The 19,959-nt window shown below is 27.9% G+C and carries 19 protein-coding genes; all 19 read left to right on the forward strand.

Annotated elements, in window-relative coordinates:
- Window positions 1–43: 43 nt before the first annotated feature.
- The 19 genes from OCU47_RS04065 to OCU47_RS04155 all read left to right on the forward strand — a co-directional run bounded on the left by OCU47_RS04065 (window position 44) and on the right by OCU47_RS04155 (window position 19,933).
- On the forward strand, window positions 44–1,033 hold the full coding sequence (locus OCU47_RS04065; RefSeq protein ID WP_261827314.1) for an NAD-dependent 4,6-dehydratase LegB: 990 nt from the start codon (window positions 44–46) through the stop codon (window positions 1,031–1,033).
- 12 nt (window positions 1,034–1,045) lie between these two features.
- A complete protein-coding gene (locus tag OCU47_RS04070; protein ID WP_261827315.1) occupies window positions 1,046–2,212 on the forward strand; it encodes a LegC family aminotransferase in 1,167 nt (388 codons plus the stop codon).
- A gap of 5 nt (window positions 2,213–2,217) precedes the next feature.
- On the forward strand, window positions 2,218–3,270 hold the full coding sequence (locus OCU47_RS04075; protein WP_482026987.1) for a nucleotidyltransferase family protein: 1,053 nt from the start codon (window positions 2,218–2,220) through the stop codon (window positions 3,268–3,270).
- A 24-nt stretch (window positions 3,271–3,294) separates the two neighbouring features.
- On the forward strand, window positions 3,295–3,999 hold the full coding sequence (locus OCU47_RS04080; protein ID WP_261827317.1) for an acylneuraminate cytidylyltransferase family protein: 705 nt from the start codon (window positions 3,295–3,297) through the stop codon (window positions 3,997–3,999).
- Window positions 4,000–4,082: 83 nt separating this feature from the next.
- The gene (gene neuC, locus OCU47_RS04085) at window positions 4,083–5,234 is read left to right on the forward strand and encodes a UDP-N-acetylglucosamine 2-epimerase (protein ID WP_261827318.1); all 1,152 of its coding nucleotides are present in this window, start codon (window positions 4,083–4,085) and stop codon (window positions 5,232–5,234) included.
- 4 nt (window positions 5,235–5,238) lie between these two features.
- Entirely contained in the window at window positions 5,239–6,243 is a 1,005-nt protein-coding gene (gene neuB, locus OCU47_RS04090; RefSeq protein ID WP_261827319.1) for an N-acetylneuraminate synthase, read from the forward strand.
- Window positions 6,228–7,301, forward strand: a complete 1,074-nt coding sequence (locus OCU47_RS04095) for a DegT/DnrJ/EryC1/StrS family aminotransferase (protein ID WP_261827320.1) — start codon at window positions 6,228–6,230, stop codon at window positions 7,299–7,301. The genes neuB and OCU47_RS04095 overlap by 16 nt, the downstream gene beginning before the upstream one ends.
- A 59-nt stretch (window positions 7,302–7,360) precedes the next feature.
- A complete protein-coding gene (locus OCU47_RS04100; protein WP_261827321.1) occupies window positions 7,361–8,392 on the forward strand; it encodes a lipid II:glycine glycyltransferase FemX in 1,032 nt (343 codons plus the stop codon).
- 62 nt (window positions 8,393–8,454) lie between these two features.
- Window positions 8,455–8,958, forward strand: coding sequence for a GNAT family N-acetyltransferase (locus tag OCU47_RS04105; protein ID WP_261827322.1), 504 nt, complete (start codon window positions 8,455–8,457; stop codon window positions 8,956–8,958).
- Window positions 8,959–9,012: 54 nt separating this feature from the next.
- Window positions 9,013–10,476: a hypothetical protein gene (locus OCU47_RS04110; protein ID WP_261827323.1), complete on the forward strand. Its 1,464-nt coding sequence runs from the start codon at window positions 9,013–9,015 to the stop codon at window positions 10,474–10,476.
- A 53-nt stretch (window positions 10,477–10,529) separates the two neighbouring features.
- Entirely contained in the window at window positions 10,530–11,609 is a 1,080-nt protein-coding gene (gene gmd, locus OCU47_RS04115; protein ID WP_261827324.1) for a GDP-mannose 4,6-dehydratase, read from the forward strand.
- Window positions 11,610–12,032: 423 nt separating this feature from the next.
- The gene (locus OCU47_RS04120; protein WP_261827325.1) at window positions 12,033–13,154 is read left to right on the forward strand and encodes an FkbM family methyltransferase; all 1,122 of its coding nucleotides are present in this window, start codon (window positions 12,033–12,035) and stop codon (window positions 13,152–13,154) included.
- A gap of 71 nt (window positions 13,155–13,225) precedes the next feature.
- The gene (locus OCU47_RS04125) at window positions 13,226–14,290 is read left to right on the forward strand and encodes a glycosyltransferase family 2 protein (RefSeq protein ID WP_261827326.1); all 1,065 of its coding nucleotides are present in this window, start codon (window positions 13,226–13,228) and stop codon (window positions 14,288–14,290) included.
- Between the two features lie 26 nt (window positions 14,291–14,316).
- Entirely contained in the window at window positions 14,317–15,309 is a 993-nt protein-coding gene (locus OCU47_RS04130; protein WP_261827327.1) for a glycosyltransferase, read from the forward strand.
- Between the two features lie 49 nt (window positions 15,310–15,358).
- On the forward strand, window positions 15,359–16,360 hold the full coding sequence (locus OCU47_RS04135; RefSeq protein WP_261827328.1) for a glycosyltransferase: 1,002 nt from the start codon (window positions 15,359–15,361) through the stop codon (window positions 16,358–16,360).
- A gap of 2 nt (window positions 16,361–16,362) precedes the next feature.
- On the forward strand, window positions 16,363–17,448 hold the full coding sequence (locus tag OCU47_RS04140; RefSeq protein WP_261827329.1) for a nucleoside-diphosphate sugar epimerase/dehydratase: 1,086 nt from the start codon (window positions 16,363–16,365) through the stop codon (window positions 17,446–17,448).
- 73 nt (window positions 17,449–17,521) lie between these two features.
- Window positions 17,522–18,424 carry a glycosyltransferase family 2 protein gene (locus tag OCU47_RS04145; protein ID WP_261827330.1) on the forward strand — a complete coding sequence of 301 codons (903 nt, stop codon included), beginning with the start codon at window positions 17,522–17,524 and terminating at the stop codon, window positions 18,422–18,424.
- Window positions 18,425–18,437: 13 nt separating this feature from the next.
- Window positions 18,438–18,923 (forward strand): glycosyltransferase family 9 protein, encoded by a 486-nt coding sequence (locus OCU47_RS04150; protein WP_261827331.1) that lies wholly within the window; start codon window positions 18,438–18,440, stop codon window positions 18,921–18,923.
- A 26-nt stretch (window positions 18,924–18,949) separates the two neighbouring features.
- Window positions 18,950–19,933: an SGNH/GDSL hydrolase family protein gene (locus OCU47_RS04155; protein ID WP_261827332.1), complete on the forward strand. Its 984-nt coding sequence runs from the start codon at window positions 18,950–18,952 to the stop codon at window positions 19,931–19,933.
- Window positions 19,934–19,959: the final 26 nt, after the last annotated feature.

Genomic DNA, 19,959 nt, shown 5'->3' on the forward strand with positions numbered 1-19,959 from the left:
TTTTATAGAGTATAAGTGAATTTTAATATACAAAGGAGCAACTATGAGTAAAAAGATATTAGTAACAGGAGCAGATGGCTTTATAGGAAGCCATTTAACAGAAATGTTGTTGGAAGAAGGATATGATGTTAAAGCATTTGCATATTATAATTCCTTCAATTCATGGGGATGGCTTGATACAATGCCAAAAGCAAAACTAAATGAAATAGAAGTTTTTACTGGGGATATAAGAGATCCTAATGGGGTAAGACAAGCAATGAAAGGAGCGGATGAAGTATATCATCTAGCAGCACTTATTGCCATTCCTTTTAGTTATCATTCACCAGATTCCTATGTAGATACTAATATAAAAGGAACCTTGAATGTACTTCAAGCAGCTAAGGATTTAGAATTAGATAGAGTTTTGGTGACTTCAACTTCAGAAGTTTATGGAACAGCTCAATATGTACCTATAGATGAAAATCATCCTTTTCAGGGGCAATCACCATACTCTGCTACTAAAATAGGCGCTGATAGATTGGCTGAGTCATTTTATAGAAGCTTTAATTTGCCAGTAACTATAGTGAGGCCGTTTAATACTTATGGACCAAGACAGTCAGCAAGGGCTGTAATTCCAACTATAATTACTCAGTTGTTGTCTGGAAAGACAGAAATTAAACTAGGAACTTTATCTCCTACTAGGGATTTCAATTATGTTAAAGATACAGCAAGAGGATTTATTGAGATAGCAAAGAGTAACAAAACTATAGGGCAAGAGATAAATATAGCAACTCAAGCAGAGATATCTATTGGGCAATTAGCAGAGGAGTTAATAAAACAAATTAATCCTAATGCTCAAATCATATGTGATGATGAAAGAATAAGGCCAGATAAAAGTGAAGTAAATAGATTGCTTGGTTCAAATAAAAAGATAATGGAACTTACTAACTGGAAGCCACAATATACTTTTGAGCAGGGGATAAAGGAAACGATTGAGTGGTTTATGGTTAAAGAAAATATACAAGGTTATAAAACTGATATATATAACATTTAGGCGGGTGATAACATGAATGAATTTATTCCTTTATCAGTACCAAATCTAAAAGGAAATGAACTTAAATATGTAACAGAGGCTGTAGAAGCAGAATGGGTATCTACAGGTGGTGCATATATTGATAGATTTGAGAAAGATATAGCTAGCTATTTAAAAGTTAATTCTGCAGTGGCTTGTCAAAGTGGAACTGCAGCTTTACATCTTTCACTAATTCAAAGTGAGGTAGAAAGTGGAGATGAGGTAATAGTTCCTACATTAACCTTTATCGCAGCAGTTAATCCTGTTAAGTATTGTGGTGCTTATCCTATATTTATGGATTGTGATGATTCACTTACTATGGATACAGCTAAATTAAGAGAATTTTGTGAGAATAATTGTAATTTCAACTATGGTAAATTAATTAATAAAAAGACAGGAAGAACTATAAAAGCTGTAGTGGTAGTTCATGTTTTTGGAAACTTAGCTAATATGTCAGAAATAATGAAAATAGCAAAAAAATATAATTTAAAAGTTGTTGAGGATGCCACTGAAGCTTTAGGTTCCTACTATACAGAAGGGCCATATAAAGGAATGTTTGCAGGCACTATTGGAGATTTTGGAGCGTATTCCTTTAACGGTAATAAAATTATAACTACAGGTGGTGGTGGTATGCTTGTAGCAAAAAGTGATGAGGATTTGAATAAAGTAAAATATCTTTCTACCCAAGCAAAGGATGACTTACTTTATTACATACATGATGAGGTTGGATATAACTATAGGATGACAAACCTTCAAGCAGCCCTTGGCACTGCTCAACTTGAAAAACTTGAAGAGTTTATCAAAGTAAAAAAAGAAAACTATTTTTTATATAAAGAGTTACTTGGTTCAATAGATGGGGTGAAGATACTAGATTTTAATGAGAATGTTAGATCTAATTATTGGTTTTATTCTTTATTATTAGACAGTACGAAGCTAAGAAGAGATGAACTAATAAAAGAGCTAAGCAAGAATAAAATTCAAACTCGCCCTATTTGGGGATTGATACATGAACAAAAACCTTATAAAGAATCAGAAACTTACAGAATTAAAAAGGCTCTTTATTATCATGATACAGTTGTTAATATACCTTGCAGCTCAAATCTTAGTACAGAAGAGGTTTGTAGGGTTGCAAAAAGTATAAAGAATATCTTATTAAAGTAAGAGGAGTGTGCATATTGGAAGAGATATTTATTAGTAAAGAAAAATCAATTAAAGAGGCTATAAAAAAAATTGATGTCACAGCAAAGAAAATACTATTAGTCGTGGAAGATGGTCAGCTTATAGCAACCATTACCGATGGAGATATAAGAAGATGGATTTTGAAAAATGGAGATTTGAATTCAGCAGTAGAAAATATTATGAATACTTCTCCTATAGTTTTAAATATAGAAGAAAAACATTTAGCAAAACAATATATGCATGAAAAATGTATAGAAGCATTGCCATTAGTAGACTATGAAAATAGAGTTCTAGATGTAGTATTCTGGAATGAAAAATATAATGAAGATTTTCATCAATATAATAAAATATCTAATCCTGTAGTAATCATGGCTGGAGGCAAAGGTACAAGATTATATCCATATACTAAGATATTGCCCAAACCATTGATTCCAATAGGAGATTTATCTATAACTGAAAGAATAATTAATAGATTCTATAGATGTGGATGTCAAAATTTTTATCTTACTGTTAATTATAAGAAAAATATGATAAAGGCATACTTTGATGAATTAAAAAAGGACTATGAGGTATCATATGTAGAGGAAGGAAAGTTTTTGGGCACAGGTGGAAGCTTATCTTTACTAAGAGGAAAGATAAAAGAAACTTTTTTTGTGAGTAATTGTGATATTTTAGTAGAAGCAAATTATTCAGATATTTTACAATATCACAAAGATAAGAAAAATCTAATAACTATGGTGACTTCATTAAAGAATTACCAGATACCATATGGTGTAATAAAGTTAAATGATTATGGTGAAGTTATTGGGACTACTGAAAAACCTGACTATGATTATCTTGTAAATACAGGATTTTATATTTTAGAACCTCAAGCTTTAGATGATATTCCTAAGGATACATTCTTTCATATAACAGATCTAATTAATAAATATATTGAAGAAGGTAAGAAGGTAGGAACTTATCCAATTACAGAAAATTCATGGCTCGATATGGGTGAAATGAAAGAGATGGATAGGATGTTAGAGCAATTGAAACTATAATTCATAAATATAGGAGTAGTGTGTATGATAAATGATAAGAATATATTAGCAATAATTCCTGCTAGAGGTGGGTCAAAAGGATTACCAAGAAAAAATGTAAAAGAATTAGATGGAAAGCCACTTATTTCCTATACAATTGAAGAGGCTAAAAAAAGCAAATATATTGATAGGATTGTGGTATCAACTGAAGATGAAGAAATTGCTAAAGTAAGCAAGCAATTTGGTGCTCAAGTTCCCTGTCTAAGACCACAAGAACTTGCAGAAGATTATTCGACTTCGGTAGATTGTGTATTACACATGCTAAAGTGGTTAAAATATAGTGAGAATTATACACCAGATTATGTTTGCTTACTTCAATGCACATCACCATTGAGAGATTCTGATGATATTGATGGAGCTATAGAAAAGATTATAGAAATAGGTATGGATGCTGTAGTATCAATATGTGAAGCAGAGGTTAATCCTTATTGGACAACGATTCTTAATGGAGATAAATTAGAGTATTTTCTTGAAGAAGGCAGAAAAATTACCAGAAGACAAGAATTACCCAAAGTATATAGAGTAAATGGTGCTATTTATTTAATAGAAACTAAGGTCTTTGTTGAAAATAAAACTTTTGAGCCAGAAAATCTTACAGGATTTATTATGAATAATAATAGATCCATAGATATTGATAATAATGAGGATTTTATGCTAGCAGAGCTACTAATTAAACAAAGAAATTTTTAAATGTAAGAATATAGTATTAAGAATTATTTTATAAGATATAATTTTTCATACATCGGAAAAAACATTGTAAGGAGTAATTTTTGATGAGAAAAATATGTGTGATTACTGGAACTAGAGCAGAGTATGGTTTGCTAAGAAATACATTAATTAATATTAAAAAGAGCTCTAAGCTTAAACTTCAATTAGTAGTTACAGGAACACATTTGTCAGAACATTATGGTTATACTGTAAACGAAATATTAGAAGATAACTTTGAAATTGATGAGAAAATACCTATTTTATTGGAAGGCAATAATACTAGTAATATTGCCAAAGAAATGGGGCTATTAATGTTTGAACTCTCTCAAGCTTTTGAAAGGCTTAAACCAGATTTGATACTTATTCTAGGGGATAGGTATGAGATATTTGCAGCAGCTGCAACAGCGATGTCAATGAATATCCCTATTGCCCATATTTCAGGTGGTGAAATAACAGAAGGAGCAATTGATGAGCAAATTAGGCATGCAATAACCAAAATGTCACATATTCATTTTCCTGGTGCTCAAATATATGCTCAGAATATCATTAATATGGGGGAAGAGTCTTGGAGAGTCTTTAATGTTGGAGACCCTGGAATTGAAAATATTAAAATAACAAAGTTTTTAAATAAAGAAGAACTAAAAAGGCAATTGGGGATTGATATAGATGAAGATACATTGCTTATTACATATCATCCAGTAACCTTAGAAATAAATGAACTTTCATATCAAATAGAAAATTTACTTAATTCGTTAAATACTATAAACAAAAAAATGATAATAACATATCCTAATGCAGATAATGGTGGAGATTATATAATAAAAAAACTACAAGAGTTTAAACAATCAAATTCCAATGTGCATTTATTTCCTAATCTAGGCATTTTAAAGTATCTTAGTGTTATGAAATTATGTGGAGCTGTAGTTGGCAATTCATCAAGTGCCTTAGTTGAAGCTCCATATTTAAAAATCCCAGCTATTAATATAGGCAACAGACAAAAAGGCAGACTTATGGCAGATAATATTATAAGTTGTAGCAATAAGCGTGAAGATATAATAGAAGCTATAAATAAATCTCTAAGTAGTGAATTTAGAGAAAAAGTACACAATACTAAAAGCCTTTATGGAGAAGGAAATACTAGTAAAGAAATAGTTGAAATTCTTGAAAATATTGAAATTGATGATAAATTACTAAAAAAGAAGCTAGTTTGGAGTTGATAATATGGCTGTATTTATAATAGGAGAAGCCGGGGTTAATCATAATGGGAATATTGATATAGCAAAGAAACTTGTAGATATGGCAGTTGAATGTGGAGCTGATGCTATAAAATTTCAAACATTTAAGGCAGAGGAAAGCACAGGTTCTTTTGCGGAAAAGGCACAGTATCAAAAAGAAAATACTGTTAAAGAAGAATCGCAGCTTGAAATGATAAGAAAGCTTGAGCTTCCGTTTGAAAAGTTCAAAGAAATTCAAAGCTATTGCAATGAAAAAGGTATTATATTCATATCTACTCCAGATGGTGAAGAAAGCTTAAAGTATTTAGTAAGTATAGATGTACCTTTAATAAAAATTGGATCTACAGAGGTGACAAATTACAGGTTTTTACACAAAATAGGCGAAACAGGAAAAAATATAATACTGTCTACTGGGATGAGTACACTAGGAGAGGTTGAAAAGGCTCTTGAAGTCATATATTCCACTGGAAATAAAAATGTTAGGTTAATGCACTGTACTACAGATTATCCAACTAAAATACAGGATGTAAATTTAAAAGCGATGGTTACTATGAGAGATGCTTTTAAAGTGTCCGTTGGACTATCAGATCATACAGTTGGTTCAGAAGCTGCAATAGCAGCCGTAGCACTGGGTGCTGAATTTATAGAAAAGCATATTACTTTAGATAGAAACATGGAAGGACCAGATCATAAAGCATCTATGCCTAAAGATGAATTTAAACAATATATTCAGCATATAAGAAATACAGAAAAGCTTTTGGGAAATGGAATAAAGAAACCTACTAATAGAGAAATTGCAATAATGAAGGATTCAAGAAGGAGTATAGTGGCAACTTGCAATCTAAAAAAAGACACTATAATAGAACAGAGTATGCTTTCATATAAAAGACCAGGAAATGGTATAAAACCTGAACTAGATTATATTTTAATTGGTAGAAAGCTTAATCGTGACCTAAAGAAAGATGAGGTCTTTGAATGGAAAGATATATAAAGCCTATAGGTGGAGAGCAATGGCTTGATATTAACTTATTTGATAAAAAATTAGATAATTTTAGAGATATAGAAGCAGTTTTTTTAAGTGGTGGACAGAGTGCTATTCAATTTATACTTGAAAACATTAATATTGAAAATGGAGAATTTATACTAGTGCCATCATATCTATGCCCTAGTATTCTCTATAATTTTCATAGGCTAAAAGTAGATTATATATTTTATAGCGTTAATAAAGATTTATCTATAGATCTATGTGATGTAAAGGAAAAGATAAATAAATATAAAATAAAAGCAGTATTTTTTATAGATTATTTTGGCTTTTATTATGACCAAGCGACGTTACAATATTTTAAAGGCTTAAAAGAGCAGAATATTGTACTAATTGAAGACGCAGTACAGATGCTATGGTTTAGTTTTAAAAGCTTTATAGGAGACTATGTTTTTAATAGTTATAGAAAGTTTTTGCCAATTGATGGTTCAATCGTATTATGTAATAAAATAAAACAATATAATTTCGAAAAAGATAGCTATTATGAAAATGTTAATTTAGCAAGGGCTAAAAAAACTCTTTTTCAACAATTCGATATTGGAAATGAAGAAGAATTTTTAAGTTTATATGGAAATGCTGAAGAAGAATACTATAGAAGAGAAAAAATAATTGGTATAGATGATGAATCAAAAAAAGTGCTTACAAGAGTAGATTATGAATTTATTCAAAATAAGAGAAAAGAAAATTATTCTTACTTATATGATAATTTAGTAAGAAATAATAAGATACAAATAATTTATAACAAAAATTTAATTAAAGATAACACTGTATTAGGGTTACCAATTTTAATAGAAAACAGAAATGAGGTTAGAAAAAAGTTAAGGCAAGCTAATATATATTGTCCTGTACATTGGAATATTTTAAATGAAGAATGGTCAAGTAAATATGTAGATAGCAGATATATTTCTGAAAGAATTATAACGCTTCCTATAGATCAAAGATATGATCTTTACGATATGAATAGATTACTTGATGAAATTAATAGATTAGTAAGTAATGATATTTGAAAATATTAATTGTATGTAAGCATGTTTGTATAAATAATTTATTAAGGAGTATTGAAGAAGTGTATGTTGTTTTAGATGCAAGTTCAAAGGATTGGAATAAATACTTATATGATATTAATATAGATTTTCAAGATATATATTATACATCTGACTATTATAAATTATATGAAAAAAATGGGGATGGAAAGGGAAAATTATTTGTCTATAGGGAATCAAATAATATAGCTATATATCCTTTTATGCTAAATGAAATAGAGAATAATAATTTTGAATCTAAGTATTATGATATTGAGTCAGCATATGGATATGGAGGACCATTAACTAACAGTTATAATAAAAAATTTTTAAGCAATTTTGAAGATGAATTTTTGAAATACTGTAATGAAAATGGAATAGTTGCGGAATTTATTAGGTTTCATCCATTAATTAAAAATGAGAAGATCTTTAATGAAAATATAGAAGTTTTACATAATCGTATTACTGTATATTTAGATTTGACAAGAGATGTGGATGTAATTTGGAAGGAAGAAATAAAAAGCAAGAATAGAAATATGATAAGAAAGGCAGAAAAAAGCGGGTTAACAGTAGAAGAAAGCAAGGACTTTCAATGTTTTAAAAATATATATGAAGCAACTATGAAAAAGGTGACAGCAGATTCATATTATTATTTTAAAAATGATTATTATGATTTTATGGAGAATAGTGATAATTATATTATCCTAAATGTAAAAAAAGAAAATCAAATCATTGCAAGTGCTGTATTTATGATTTATGGGCAATATTTTCATTATCATCTGTCCGGAAGTTTAAAAGAGTATTTGAACTATTCGCCGAATAATCTTCTTTTATGGGAAGCTATAAAATATGCTAAGGCAAAAGGATGTAGGATAATGCACTTTGGTGGAGGACTTACTAATAGTGTAGATGATAATCTTTTTAAATTTAAAAAGAGTTTTTCTAATGAACTTGCTGATTTTTATATAGGGAAAAGAGTACATAATAAAAAAGTTTATGATAGTTTAATAGAAGAATGGGAAAGAAAAAATAATAAAAAGGCAACTATGTTATTACAATACAAAGTTTGTAAGTAAACTAAAGATTGTAATAAATATAACTAAACAGAAACTAACAGGAATATGTGGAGAAGATGAGTATGGAAAAAGTGCATTTAGAAAAATTAATTATTGATGATTTTGAAGACTATTACAATTTAAAATGTGAAAAGCAGAATATATTTTGGACTAATAATTTAGAGAAGCCAAATAAGGAAAAGCTTTTTCAGTGGTTTACAGAACAAATGGGTAATAAAAATAGAGTGATATTAGGTTTGAAGTATATTGAGAATAGGCGAGTTATTGGGTATGTATATTTGGATTTTGTTGGAGCTAAATCTGAACTTATAGAACTCTCATATGCACTATCAGAAGAATATATAAATAGGGGCTTAGGGACCAGAATAGTGGGGTTAGCAATTAATTATTGCAGAGATACATATATAAGTGTGAAAAAAATACAATGTTGGGTGTTAGAAGACAATGTTCGTTCTAGAAAGTGTTTAATTAATAATGGATTTATAAAAAAAGAAGATGAAAAAGTTATTTTATTTTATCCTGAAAATAGGATGAAGAAAATGAATCTATTTAAATTAGATATATAAATAAGTTTATGAGAAAATATTTGCAAAAATTAAAATTTTTAAAGGAGAAAAAATATGAGAGTTATTTTTTCGGTGGCAACAAACTATACATTATTTGTTGCATATATTTTGACTAAAACTACATATAGGGACTCATATAATATTTTAGTTACTAATGATAGTGTAATAGATTTGGCAACAATAGAACGCATAAAAGAATCAAAAGTATGGGATGAAGTTATATATGTAGAGGAAAGAGATAATAATAAGAATATGGATTTAATAGATCAAATAGAAGAGGTAGATGTACTACATATATTTACTTTTGGTTGTGGAATTCTTACAAGTTATTTAATGAAGAAATTTTGGAATTATAAGACAAGAATTATTTTCACCGAAGAAGGGACAGCAACTTGGAATTATTTAAACACAATGAGATATGCTAAATGTGATTTGAGTGAACTAGATATACTTGAAAGAATTCAAGAAGTATGGGCATTTGAGGAGAGATTGATACCTTATAGGCATAATATTATTGTGAAAAAGATAGAAACAGAATACTTAATTAATGATGTGAATATTAGGGAAATGTTTCTAAAGGATTTAAATTATATATTTAGTTATAAACCAGAAGAATTAGATAGCCAAGTGATATTATTTGATACTTATTTCTCTAAGGCAGGGATAATGAACAAATTAGATGAAGTAGATCTAGATAAAGCTCTATTAGAATTGAATAAAAGTATGATAGTAAAATTACATCCTAATGATGATTTATATAGTAAATCTAGAATATTTCAAAGAATAATTAAAAATGTTAATGTACCATGGGAAGTTGTTTATTTGAATAATCTTGAAGCGTTGGAGCAAAATACTGAGTTCTTTTTTACAATATTTCCGACAGCAGTTCAATTTAATACTAAAATTATTAATAAACAAACAAAAATAAGAGTAGTATGCCTATGGAGATTGCTGGAAAAAATCATTGTGCCAATGCTTGTTGATATTTTCAATGAAGAAGTAATGAAAAATGTAGAAAAGTTTGATACAATATACGATTGGAATTTTACTATGCCAAGTTCTGTTAATGAACTTAGTCTGATTATTGAGCAATCTGATTGCTTAGACAGTAGTATAATAAAGTATATAACTGAAATTAACACAAATAATGTATATAAAAAGAGTGAATTACTAACTGATAGTCAAGAAAGTGTATTGTTTAAGAGAACAATAGATTTCTTAATACAAAGACATCAGAACTTAAAATATTGTATATGGGGAACAGGTGGAGTTGCAGAACAAACAATTTGTGAAATAAATAAGCATAGTAATAATTTTGAATTGATATCAGTAATAGATAATTTCAAAACAGGTAAATATAAAGGCATAGATATATACAGGAAGGAACAATTACATGAAATTAAATGTGATATTATTTTTATTTGTACTACTATAGGGAAAAAAGATGCTGAAGAGTTTATGTTGGATAATGGTTTGTTATATGGTAAAGATTATGTATATGGGTATAAAGTTTTTTAGGTATTTGAACGATTAATTTAATTATACATAGTAAAGAGATTGAGGTAAAAGATATGAAGAAAAAAGCATTGATAACAGGAATAACAGGTCAAGATGGTTCATATTTAACAGAGTTTTTGTTAGAAAAGGGATATGAAGTTCATGGAATTATAAGAAGGCATAGTATGATTAGTACTACAAGAATAGATTATCTTTTTGAAGATCCTGAAATAGGAAATAAGCATTTATTTCTTCATTATGGTGATTTAACAGACTCAAGTAATCTAAATAGGTTAATTGAAAAAATAAGACCAGATGAGATATATAATTTAGCAGCTCAAAGTCATGTTGCAGTGTCATTTGAAGTACCAGAATACACAGCTGAAGCTACAGGTGTAGGAACATTAAGGCTTTTAGATGCTATAAGAGAATCAGGATTAAAGTGCAAGTTTTATCAAGCATCAACTTCAGAATTGTATGGAGGGTTGCCAGAAACAGCCCCTCAAAATGAAAAGACACCATTTTATCCCAAGAGTCCTTATGGAGCTGCTAAACTTTATTCTTACTGGATAACAGTTAATTATAGAGAGTCCTATGGGGTATTTGCGTGCAACGGAATATTATTTAATCATGAGTCCCCTAGAAGAGGAGAAACATTTGTAACAAGAAAAATAACAAGGGCAGTGGCTTCAATTATTGCAGGAAAGCAAGAGAGATTGTCTCTAGGAAATTTAGATGCAAAAAGAGATTGGGGTTTTGCTGGAGATTATGTAAAAGGTATGTGGTTGATGTTACAACAAGATGAACCAGAAGATTATGTTTTGGCAACCAATGAAACTCATACAGTACGTGAGTTTGTAGAGTTATCATTTAAAGAAGTAGGCATTGATATCCTCTGGGATGGTTCAGGAGTAGATGAAAGAGGATATGATAAGAAAACAGGAAATATATTAGTTGATATAAATCCAAGGTATTTTAGACCAGCAGAAGTTGATTTATTGCATGGTGATTGTAGAAAGGCTGAAGAAAAGTTAGGTTGGAAAAGAAAAGTGAGTTTTAATCAGCTGATATCTATGATGATGGATTCAGATATGAGAGAAATTGTTGGAATGTCAGTAGAAGAATTTAGAAATAGAAGAAATTTAACTGTATAAGTAAGAACATTTTAAAAATTAAGATGTTTATAGAAAGAAAATTTATTCGCAAATTATGAGTTTTTACATTATTATAATAGGAGAGAATTTTCATGTCAGCGTTATTGTGAAAATTCTCTTTATTTTTCTATATCAATTTCAGCAGTTTATGATATATGCTTTATTTTTAAAGTACTACTGATTTATTTGATGTAATCATAAAAGTGCATTAGTACTAATATTTAGAAAGAATATTTAAAATAGTAGATTCAAGTTTGTTAGGAGATATTCGATATAATACAAGAATAACTTGGTAAATATTAATTAAGCTTAAAATAGAAAATAGTATTTTAATAGGATGTATATATTGAAATATTTGAACTAATTTATTAAAGAGATCAATTATTAAAAATAATATATTTTAAAGAATAAGGTGTGATTAAAATGGATCTAATAAGAGAATTAGGAAAACATAAAGTAGAATATTTTAAGAAAAGTGAATTTTATAAAATAATTAAAGATAAAGATCTTGTCGTTTTCTCAGCTTCCACAGGAGGAAAGAAAATTATAGATTATCTTTCACAATATAATATGAAAGTAAAGTATATTTTGGATAATAATCAAAAATTACAGCAAGGATATATTAACAAGATTAAAATTATTTCAGTAGAACAATTTACGCATGAAAAACAATTTAATGATATGCTTGTGTTAATTGGAAGTAATAACTATTTAGAGCAAATGAAAAATCAATTACTAGAAAATGGTGTAAAAGAACAAAATATTATTACTCCAGATCTAATCAGTGATAGATTTGCTTACTTTTTAGGGGATGGGATAAATGATCGACAAATAATACAGGCTAATATTAATGAAATAGAAAAAGTAATTAATATGTTGGATGATGAAAAATCAAAATTTATATATAAGGATGTACTTCAAATAAGATATGATGATTTTTTAGAAGTTGATAAAAGAGAACAAAAAATAGCAATACATCCACAGTATTTTAATAACGAAATATTTGAACTTACTGATAATGAAGTATTTTTAGATATAGGTTCATATAATGGTGATACAATTATTGAATTTAAAAATTATGTTAATGGTAAATATAAGTGTATATATGGATTTGAACCAGAAACAAGTTTATATGAAATAGCATGTGAAAATACAAAAAATATAAAAAATCTTGAATTATTCAAACTAGGGTTATCTAGTAAAAATACAAGGTTAAAATTCAAAAGTGAAGGGGCAGGCTCTAGAAGTTGTGATGATAATGAAGAATTTGATTTTTATATAGATACAATTAGAGGCGATGAATTATTTATTGATAAAAAGCCAACCTATATAAAAATGGATATTGAAGGTGAGGAAATGAGAGCGCTCGAAGGCTTAAAGGAAACGATAATAAAATTTAAACCTAAATTAGCAATATGCATATACCATAGAAATGCATATGATCAGTTTTGGAGGGTTCCAATATATATTAAGGAATTAGTTCCAGAATATAAAATTAAGATTAGAAATCATGGCTTTGATACTGTATGTTATGCGAGTATATAGTTTTCTATTTTAAGATGAATAATAATTATCAGTATATTAAAATGATATTTAATTAGAAATGGAGAAGGCAAATGAAGGTTTCAATTATAACTGTATGTTTAAATAGTGAAAAATATATAGAACAGACTATACAATCAGTTTTGAATCAAATATATAAAGATATTGAGTATATTATAATTGATGGAATGTCAACAGATAATACTTTAAATATAGTAGAGAAATATAAGCCTTTATTTAATGGTAGATTGACTGTTGTGAGTGAAAAAGATAGTGGTATATATAATGCAATGAATAAAGGAATAAAAAGAGCTACTGGTGAACTTATCGGAATAATAAATAGTGATGATTGGTATGAGTTGGATGCAGTTGAGAATGTAGTAAATAATTATAATAATGAAGAGTGTGTATTATATGGTGGTATGGTTAACAGAAAAGATAACGAAATTACAAAGATTGATATGAGTAGTTATAAAGAGTTATCAAATTGTATGTTTGGTCACCCTACTGCATTTGTTCCAAAATCAATTTATAATAAGTTTGGTCTTTATGATGAAAGTTATAGAATTGCTGCTGACTATGATTTTATGTTAAGGTTATTTGATAATAACGTTCAATTTAAATTTATTAATAAAGTTATTGCTAATTTTAGAGAAGGCGGTCTATCAACAACAAGTATTGAAAAATGCAAAAATGAAACTTTAGCAGTTAAAGAAAAACATGGCCATAATCCTATTCCATTTTCAATAAATACAGAAGTGAATTCTCAAGTGAAATTTCTATGGGATAAATTAATTAATACTATTAGAAAAAATAATTGGAATAAGATATTTATTTATGGTTGTGGAATGCATACAAAGAAATTATTGAGGTATATACCAAGTGACATTAAAGATAAAATAATGGGAATTATAGATAGAGAAGTAGATAAGAAGAATAAGGTATTTGAAGGATACAATAAGCTTACGATAGAAGAAGCACAAAACTATGCAGATTCAATAATTATTTCTTCTTTTGATTACGAATACGAGATATATAATAGAATTAATTATTTAAATGATAAGGTAAATATTATTAGAATATACGGAGCTGATACAGTACAAGAAGTAAATCAAATTCTTAATGATCGTATAATGTAAATATTTACAAGGGAAGGTGTTCAACTATGATAAGTGTTATAATGTCAGTATATAATGCTGAAAAGTACTTGGATGAAAGTGTAAAAAGTATACTTAACCAAACTTATTCAGATTTAGAATTTATAATAGTAGATGATGACTCAACAGATAATTCACTTGAAATTTTAAGAGAATATGAAAAATCAGATAAAAGAGTAATTGTAATTTCTGAAGGTCATAGAGGGGTCGTAAGAAATGTGAATCGTGGAATTAGTATTGCAAAGGGAGAGTATATCACAAGAATGGATGCAGATGATATTAGTGATTTAAGAAGACTCCAGATTCAATATGATTTCATGGAAAAGAATATAGATGTTGATTTTTGTGGAACTGATTTTAGATATTTTGGTGAAGGTGATTTTAGTAAAGAAAATGATGTTCTAAAGGGAGAATTTCAAAATATAAGAGATGCAGAAGGTGAAGAAATCATTATAAAAAGAGGATATTCTATATGCCAACCAAGCTTTTTTATTCGTAAGTCAGCCATAGAAGAACTTGGACCATATGACGAACAGTATCCTTATGCAGAAGATTTAGCTTATCCAATTAAGTTTATTGAGAATTCTAAGAAAATAAAAATGATAGATGCAATTTTAATGCAAGTAAGGAAGCATGATGATTCTAAGTCTACAATAGAACGTGTAGATAATGCAAAGGAAACAATGAAATTACGAATGGATTACATTGCTAGAAACTATTCTTTGAATAATAAGAATATAGCTATTTGGGGAGCCAGTAAAGGTGGAGAAATACTAAAAGAATACATTGATGGAAAAATAAAAGAAGCTAGAGTAGTTACATTTATAGATTCATATAAAGAGGGAGAAGTGGATTCAATCCCAATTATTAAGCCTGATAATATAGGAAATATTGATATAGATGTAATATTAATTTCAACAAAACCTGGAAAGCTTTTTGCTCAAAAGTTTATTGATGAGAATGTAGACAGCAGTATTCAATATTTCACTATATATACATAAGATGTTTATTATTAACAATTAATATAATATGGAATGGAAGGATATTGATATGATACCTAAAATTATTCATTATTGCTGGTTTGGAAAAGGACAGAAAGATAAGAAAATACAGCATTGTATAGAATCTTGGAAAAGGCATCTTTCTGAATATGAGATAATAGAGTGGAATGAAGAAAATTTTGATATAAATAGTAATGAATATTGTCAAGAAGCCTATAAGAATGGCAAATGGGCATTTGTAAGTGATTATGTTAGGCTTTATGCTTTATATAATCATGGAGGAATATATTTTGACACAGATGTTGAAGTTTTTAAAGATTTGGAGTGTTTTCTAGAATATCCTGTTTTTTTAGGTTTCCATTCTCATGATTCTATATTAACAGCAGTAATGGGAGCAGAAGCTAAAAATAAGTTCATTGAGTTGTTACTTGATAAATATAATGGTAAGAAATTTTTAGTTAATGGACAAATGGATATGACTATAAACAATAGATTAATAACTGATGTTTGTGTTGATAAATTTAATTTACGTCTTGACGATAGCAATCAATTATTGAATGGTGATATTCATGTTTTTAATAGTGGTTATTTTGCTAACTGTAATGGTAGTGTAAAAGAAATAAATTATACCGTTCATCATGGAGATGGATCGTGGTATTCATATGATAAAATAGTTAATGAATTAAAAAGTTATAAGAAATATTACTTTTGTCTACTGCAATTAATGAATTATGAATTAGAAGGAAAAGTAATTAACAGAAACATCAAAAATAGCAAGGTTGCTATATATGGTAATGGAAAACTAGGACAATTGCTTTTTAAGATATTAAAGAATGATGAAATTACTCCTATATGTATAATAGATAAGGATAAAAACTTTCAGATGTATGAGCAAACTCCTATAATTTCATTGAACGAAATAAACAACTATAATATTGATTGCATCATTATCACTCCTATTCCATATATGGATGAAATAATAAATGATATAAGTAATATAAAAAATAATTTAAAAATAATCTCTATTGAAGATATATACGAGGGAAATTAAGAATGAAAAAGGTAATTATATTTGGTACTGGAAAAGCAGCAGAAACATTAATAGATATATTAAATGATGAAGTTGATATAATTGCATATGCAGATAATAATAAAGAAAAATGGAATCATACTTTTCAAAATAAATTAGTAATTGCTCCAAGTAGGATACAGACATATGAATTTGATTATATTCTAATAGCTAGTCAGTATGAATCAACTATATATAATCAATTAATGGAGTTAAAAGTAACTAAAGATAAAATATTTATGTTTTATCAGTATATTGATAATTGCTATGATTATGTAGAGAGTTGTATCAGGGCAACTGCTTACTATTCAGAGAAAATTGAAACTTTAGTTACAGGAATTTCTTATGCTCAATATGGTTTTTTGCAGATGTCTGATGTTTACAAAAGATTTGCTTTCAACATGGCAAATGCAAGTCAGGATTTATACTATGATTATAATTTGGTGAAATATTGCTTGGAAAATTCTAATCTTAAAAAGGTTAAGGAAGTATTAATTGGGTTAAGTTACTATAGTTTTCAATATGATATGTCATTATCATCTTTGAAAAACAAAGGAAGTTTATATTATAAGAATTTAAGATTATATCATCATAATGAATCTATAGTTGAAATTTTAGATTCATTGGAGATTAGTGAAAAAATTGCACAGCAAATCATAAAGCTTGTTAGAGATGGTAAGCCTTCAATAAATCCAGTCGATATAAATTATATTGTTAATGAGGAGGTAGGAAAACAACAATCTTATATAGATTGTAAAAAGAATTATCCTAAAACAGTGATAGAGAATACTCAAATATTTAAAGATTATTTACAACTATTAAAGGAGAATAATATTAAACCTGTAGTAGTTGTATTTCCAGCTAGCAAGTACTATACAAAACATTTTTTAAAGAGAATTGAAGATGAATTCCATAAAATAATTAATGAAGTTAGTAAAGAATATGAATTTCAATATATAGATTATTTTAAATCTGATTTATTTGATGATGATGATTTTAGAGATGTGACTCATTTAAATAAAAAGGGAGCAGAAAAGTTTATAAAGATACTAAATGATTTAATTGAATAAAACAATAAGCTATTTAATATATAGCATAGCGAAGTTAGGATATTAATTATTAATAAAGTTAGGAGAGAAAAATATGATAAGTACTCCTTTAGTTAGTATAGTATCTATCTGTTGGAATAGAAAGACAGATATTTGTGAAAGTTTAAGAAAGATAAGAGAAATAGATTATGATAATCTTGAGGTTATTTTAGTTGATAATTATTCAACTGATGGCACAGTAGAAGAAGTTGAAGAAAACTTTAAAGAAGTTAAACTTATAAAAATGTTTAAAAATATAGGAATAGAGGCATATAATATAGGCTTTAAGAATGCAAAAGGTAAGTACATAGTGATAATTGATGATGACTCTTTTCCGCATAAGCAGGCTATCAAGAGAATGGTAGATAAGTTTGAAAAAGATGAAAAGTTAGGAATGGTAGCCTTTGATGTAAGAAACTTTTATAATTATGATGCTGTAACTATGGAAGAAATTGTTGATGACAATAAGGATACCAAGGCAGAAGCTCAAAATTATCTTATGGCATTCAATGGAGCAGGAGCAGGTGTAAGAAAAGATTTACTAGAAAAGGTAGGATTTTATCCAGAAGAATTCTTTTTGTATTGGAATGAGCAGGATACAGCTTTTAGAATACTTGATAGTGGATATAAGATTCAATTCTTTTCAGATGTAGTGTCTTATCATAAGTATTCTCCTAAAAATCGAGCTTCATGGAGAGCACCACTTTATTATACTAGAAATGCATTTTGGCTTATATGGAAAAATTATTCTTTCGGAGAGTCAATTAAACTTACTTTTAAAATGATAAAAGACTGTTTATATTATTCTATGGAACAACATACTACAGTGTATATAAAAGCTATGTTTTTAGCATTCAAAGATTCAAAAAAATTAAAAGGCAAGAGAAAGCCTGTAGATAAATATATAGAAGAAAATTTAAGGATTCCTTTTAATGTTTCCTTTACATTCTTTAAATAGATAGGAGGATAAGATGAAAGAAATATTAATAATTCGTTCAGTAAGTTTTCAACAGCTTGATTTGAATCTTCCAGCTATTAAAGAAAAGTATGGTGAATGTAGAATTTCTCTGCTTACTCATGAACATGGAGTGAAACTTGCAGAAAAATATAGTGATATTGAAAAAATATATGTATACCCATATAAATCAGGTTTTTCAATAGATAATAAGGTTCAAGAGTTAGAAAATAAAGAGTTTGATGTAGTAGTAGTGCCAGTAACTAATATCAATGGCGGAGGCTTTTTTAATGTATTAAAGTTTTCAAAATCAATAAAATGTAGTGAGAGGGTAATATGTAATGTAGTATCAGATATTACTAACTTTACAATGGGAGATATTTATTTAAGAGAGATTAAAAACTTTTTAATGAAATTTGTATCTATTATAGGGACAATAGTGATATCACCTATAATATTATTGATGTTGTTAATAAAGCTTAAATCAATAGAAAAGAAATAAAACGAGCAAGTAAAGGGGATATTTTTGTGAATATATACTTTGTAGGAGGCTCAATTACAGAAGGTGCAGGAGCTTCAAATATTAATAATAGTTATGCTAATTTAATTAGTGACTATTTAAAAAGTACTTACAAACAAATCAACATAATAAATTTAGGAGCAGGTGGAACTGCTTCTCATTTTGGCGCTTTTAGAATAGGTAAGCATTTTGAAAAGCAAATTCCTGATATTGTGTTCTTAGAATTTGCTGTTAATGATAGAATTTATCCTATAGAAGATTTAAAAATATACTATGAAAATTTAATTCGTCAAGTTTATAGATGGAACAAGAATTGTAAGATTATATCTATAGAGGCTCCAACAGGGCTGTGTGATGCTTGTGCTAGTATCCATGCTGATATTGCAGGTTATTATAATATACCTGTAATAGATGTTCAAGAAAAAGTATGGAAGGAAATTAATGATAATCAATATTCATGGCAAGATATATCTATAGATAATCTTCATCCAAATGATAAAGGACATAAAATTTATGCAGAAAAAATCATTGAGCAACTAAAAAATATAGATGTATTATCAATGATGCAATGTCCTGAAAAGGAGTCAATTACTCAAGTTATATTTAAGAATCCAAGAATAAAGTCTTATGAAGAGTGTACTTTTTTTGGTAATTGGAGTGAGAGAGAAGTAAACCTAAATAATAAAGTTGATATGGTTGCTATAAATGAAAATATAGGTGAGTGTGTTGAACTTAATTTTAAAGGAAAATATTTATCAATAGTAACTATTTTGTCAAGGAATGCAGGTATGCTAGAGTGCATATTAGATTATAAATACACATTTAATTTAGATCTTTACATGGAGCATGAAGGTTATTTTAATTTTGTGGTAAATACAAAAGATTTAAGTGAAGGTTCACATAATCTTTTAATGAAGATAAGTAATCAAAGCAATTCAAAAAGCTTAGGTCATGAAATTGTAATTGGTGGATTTTTAGTTGATGAGGGCTAAAAGGATAAATAAAGAAGCAAGTAGTT

It is taken from the genome of Clostridium sp. TW13 (assembly GCF_024345225.1).
Taxonomy (GTDB): domain Bacteria; phylum Bacillota; class Clostridia; order Clostridiales; family Clostridiaceae; genus Inconstantimicrobium; species Inconstantimicrobium mannanitabidum.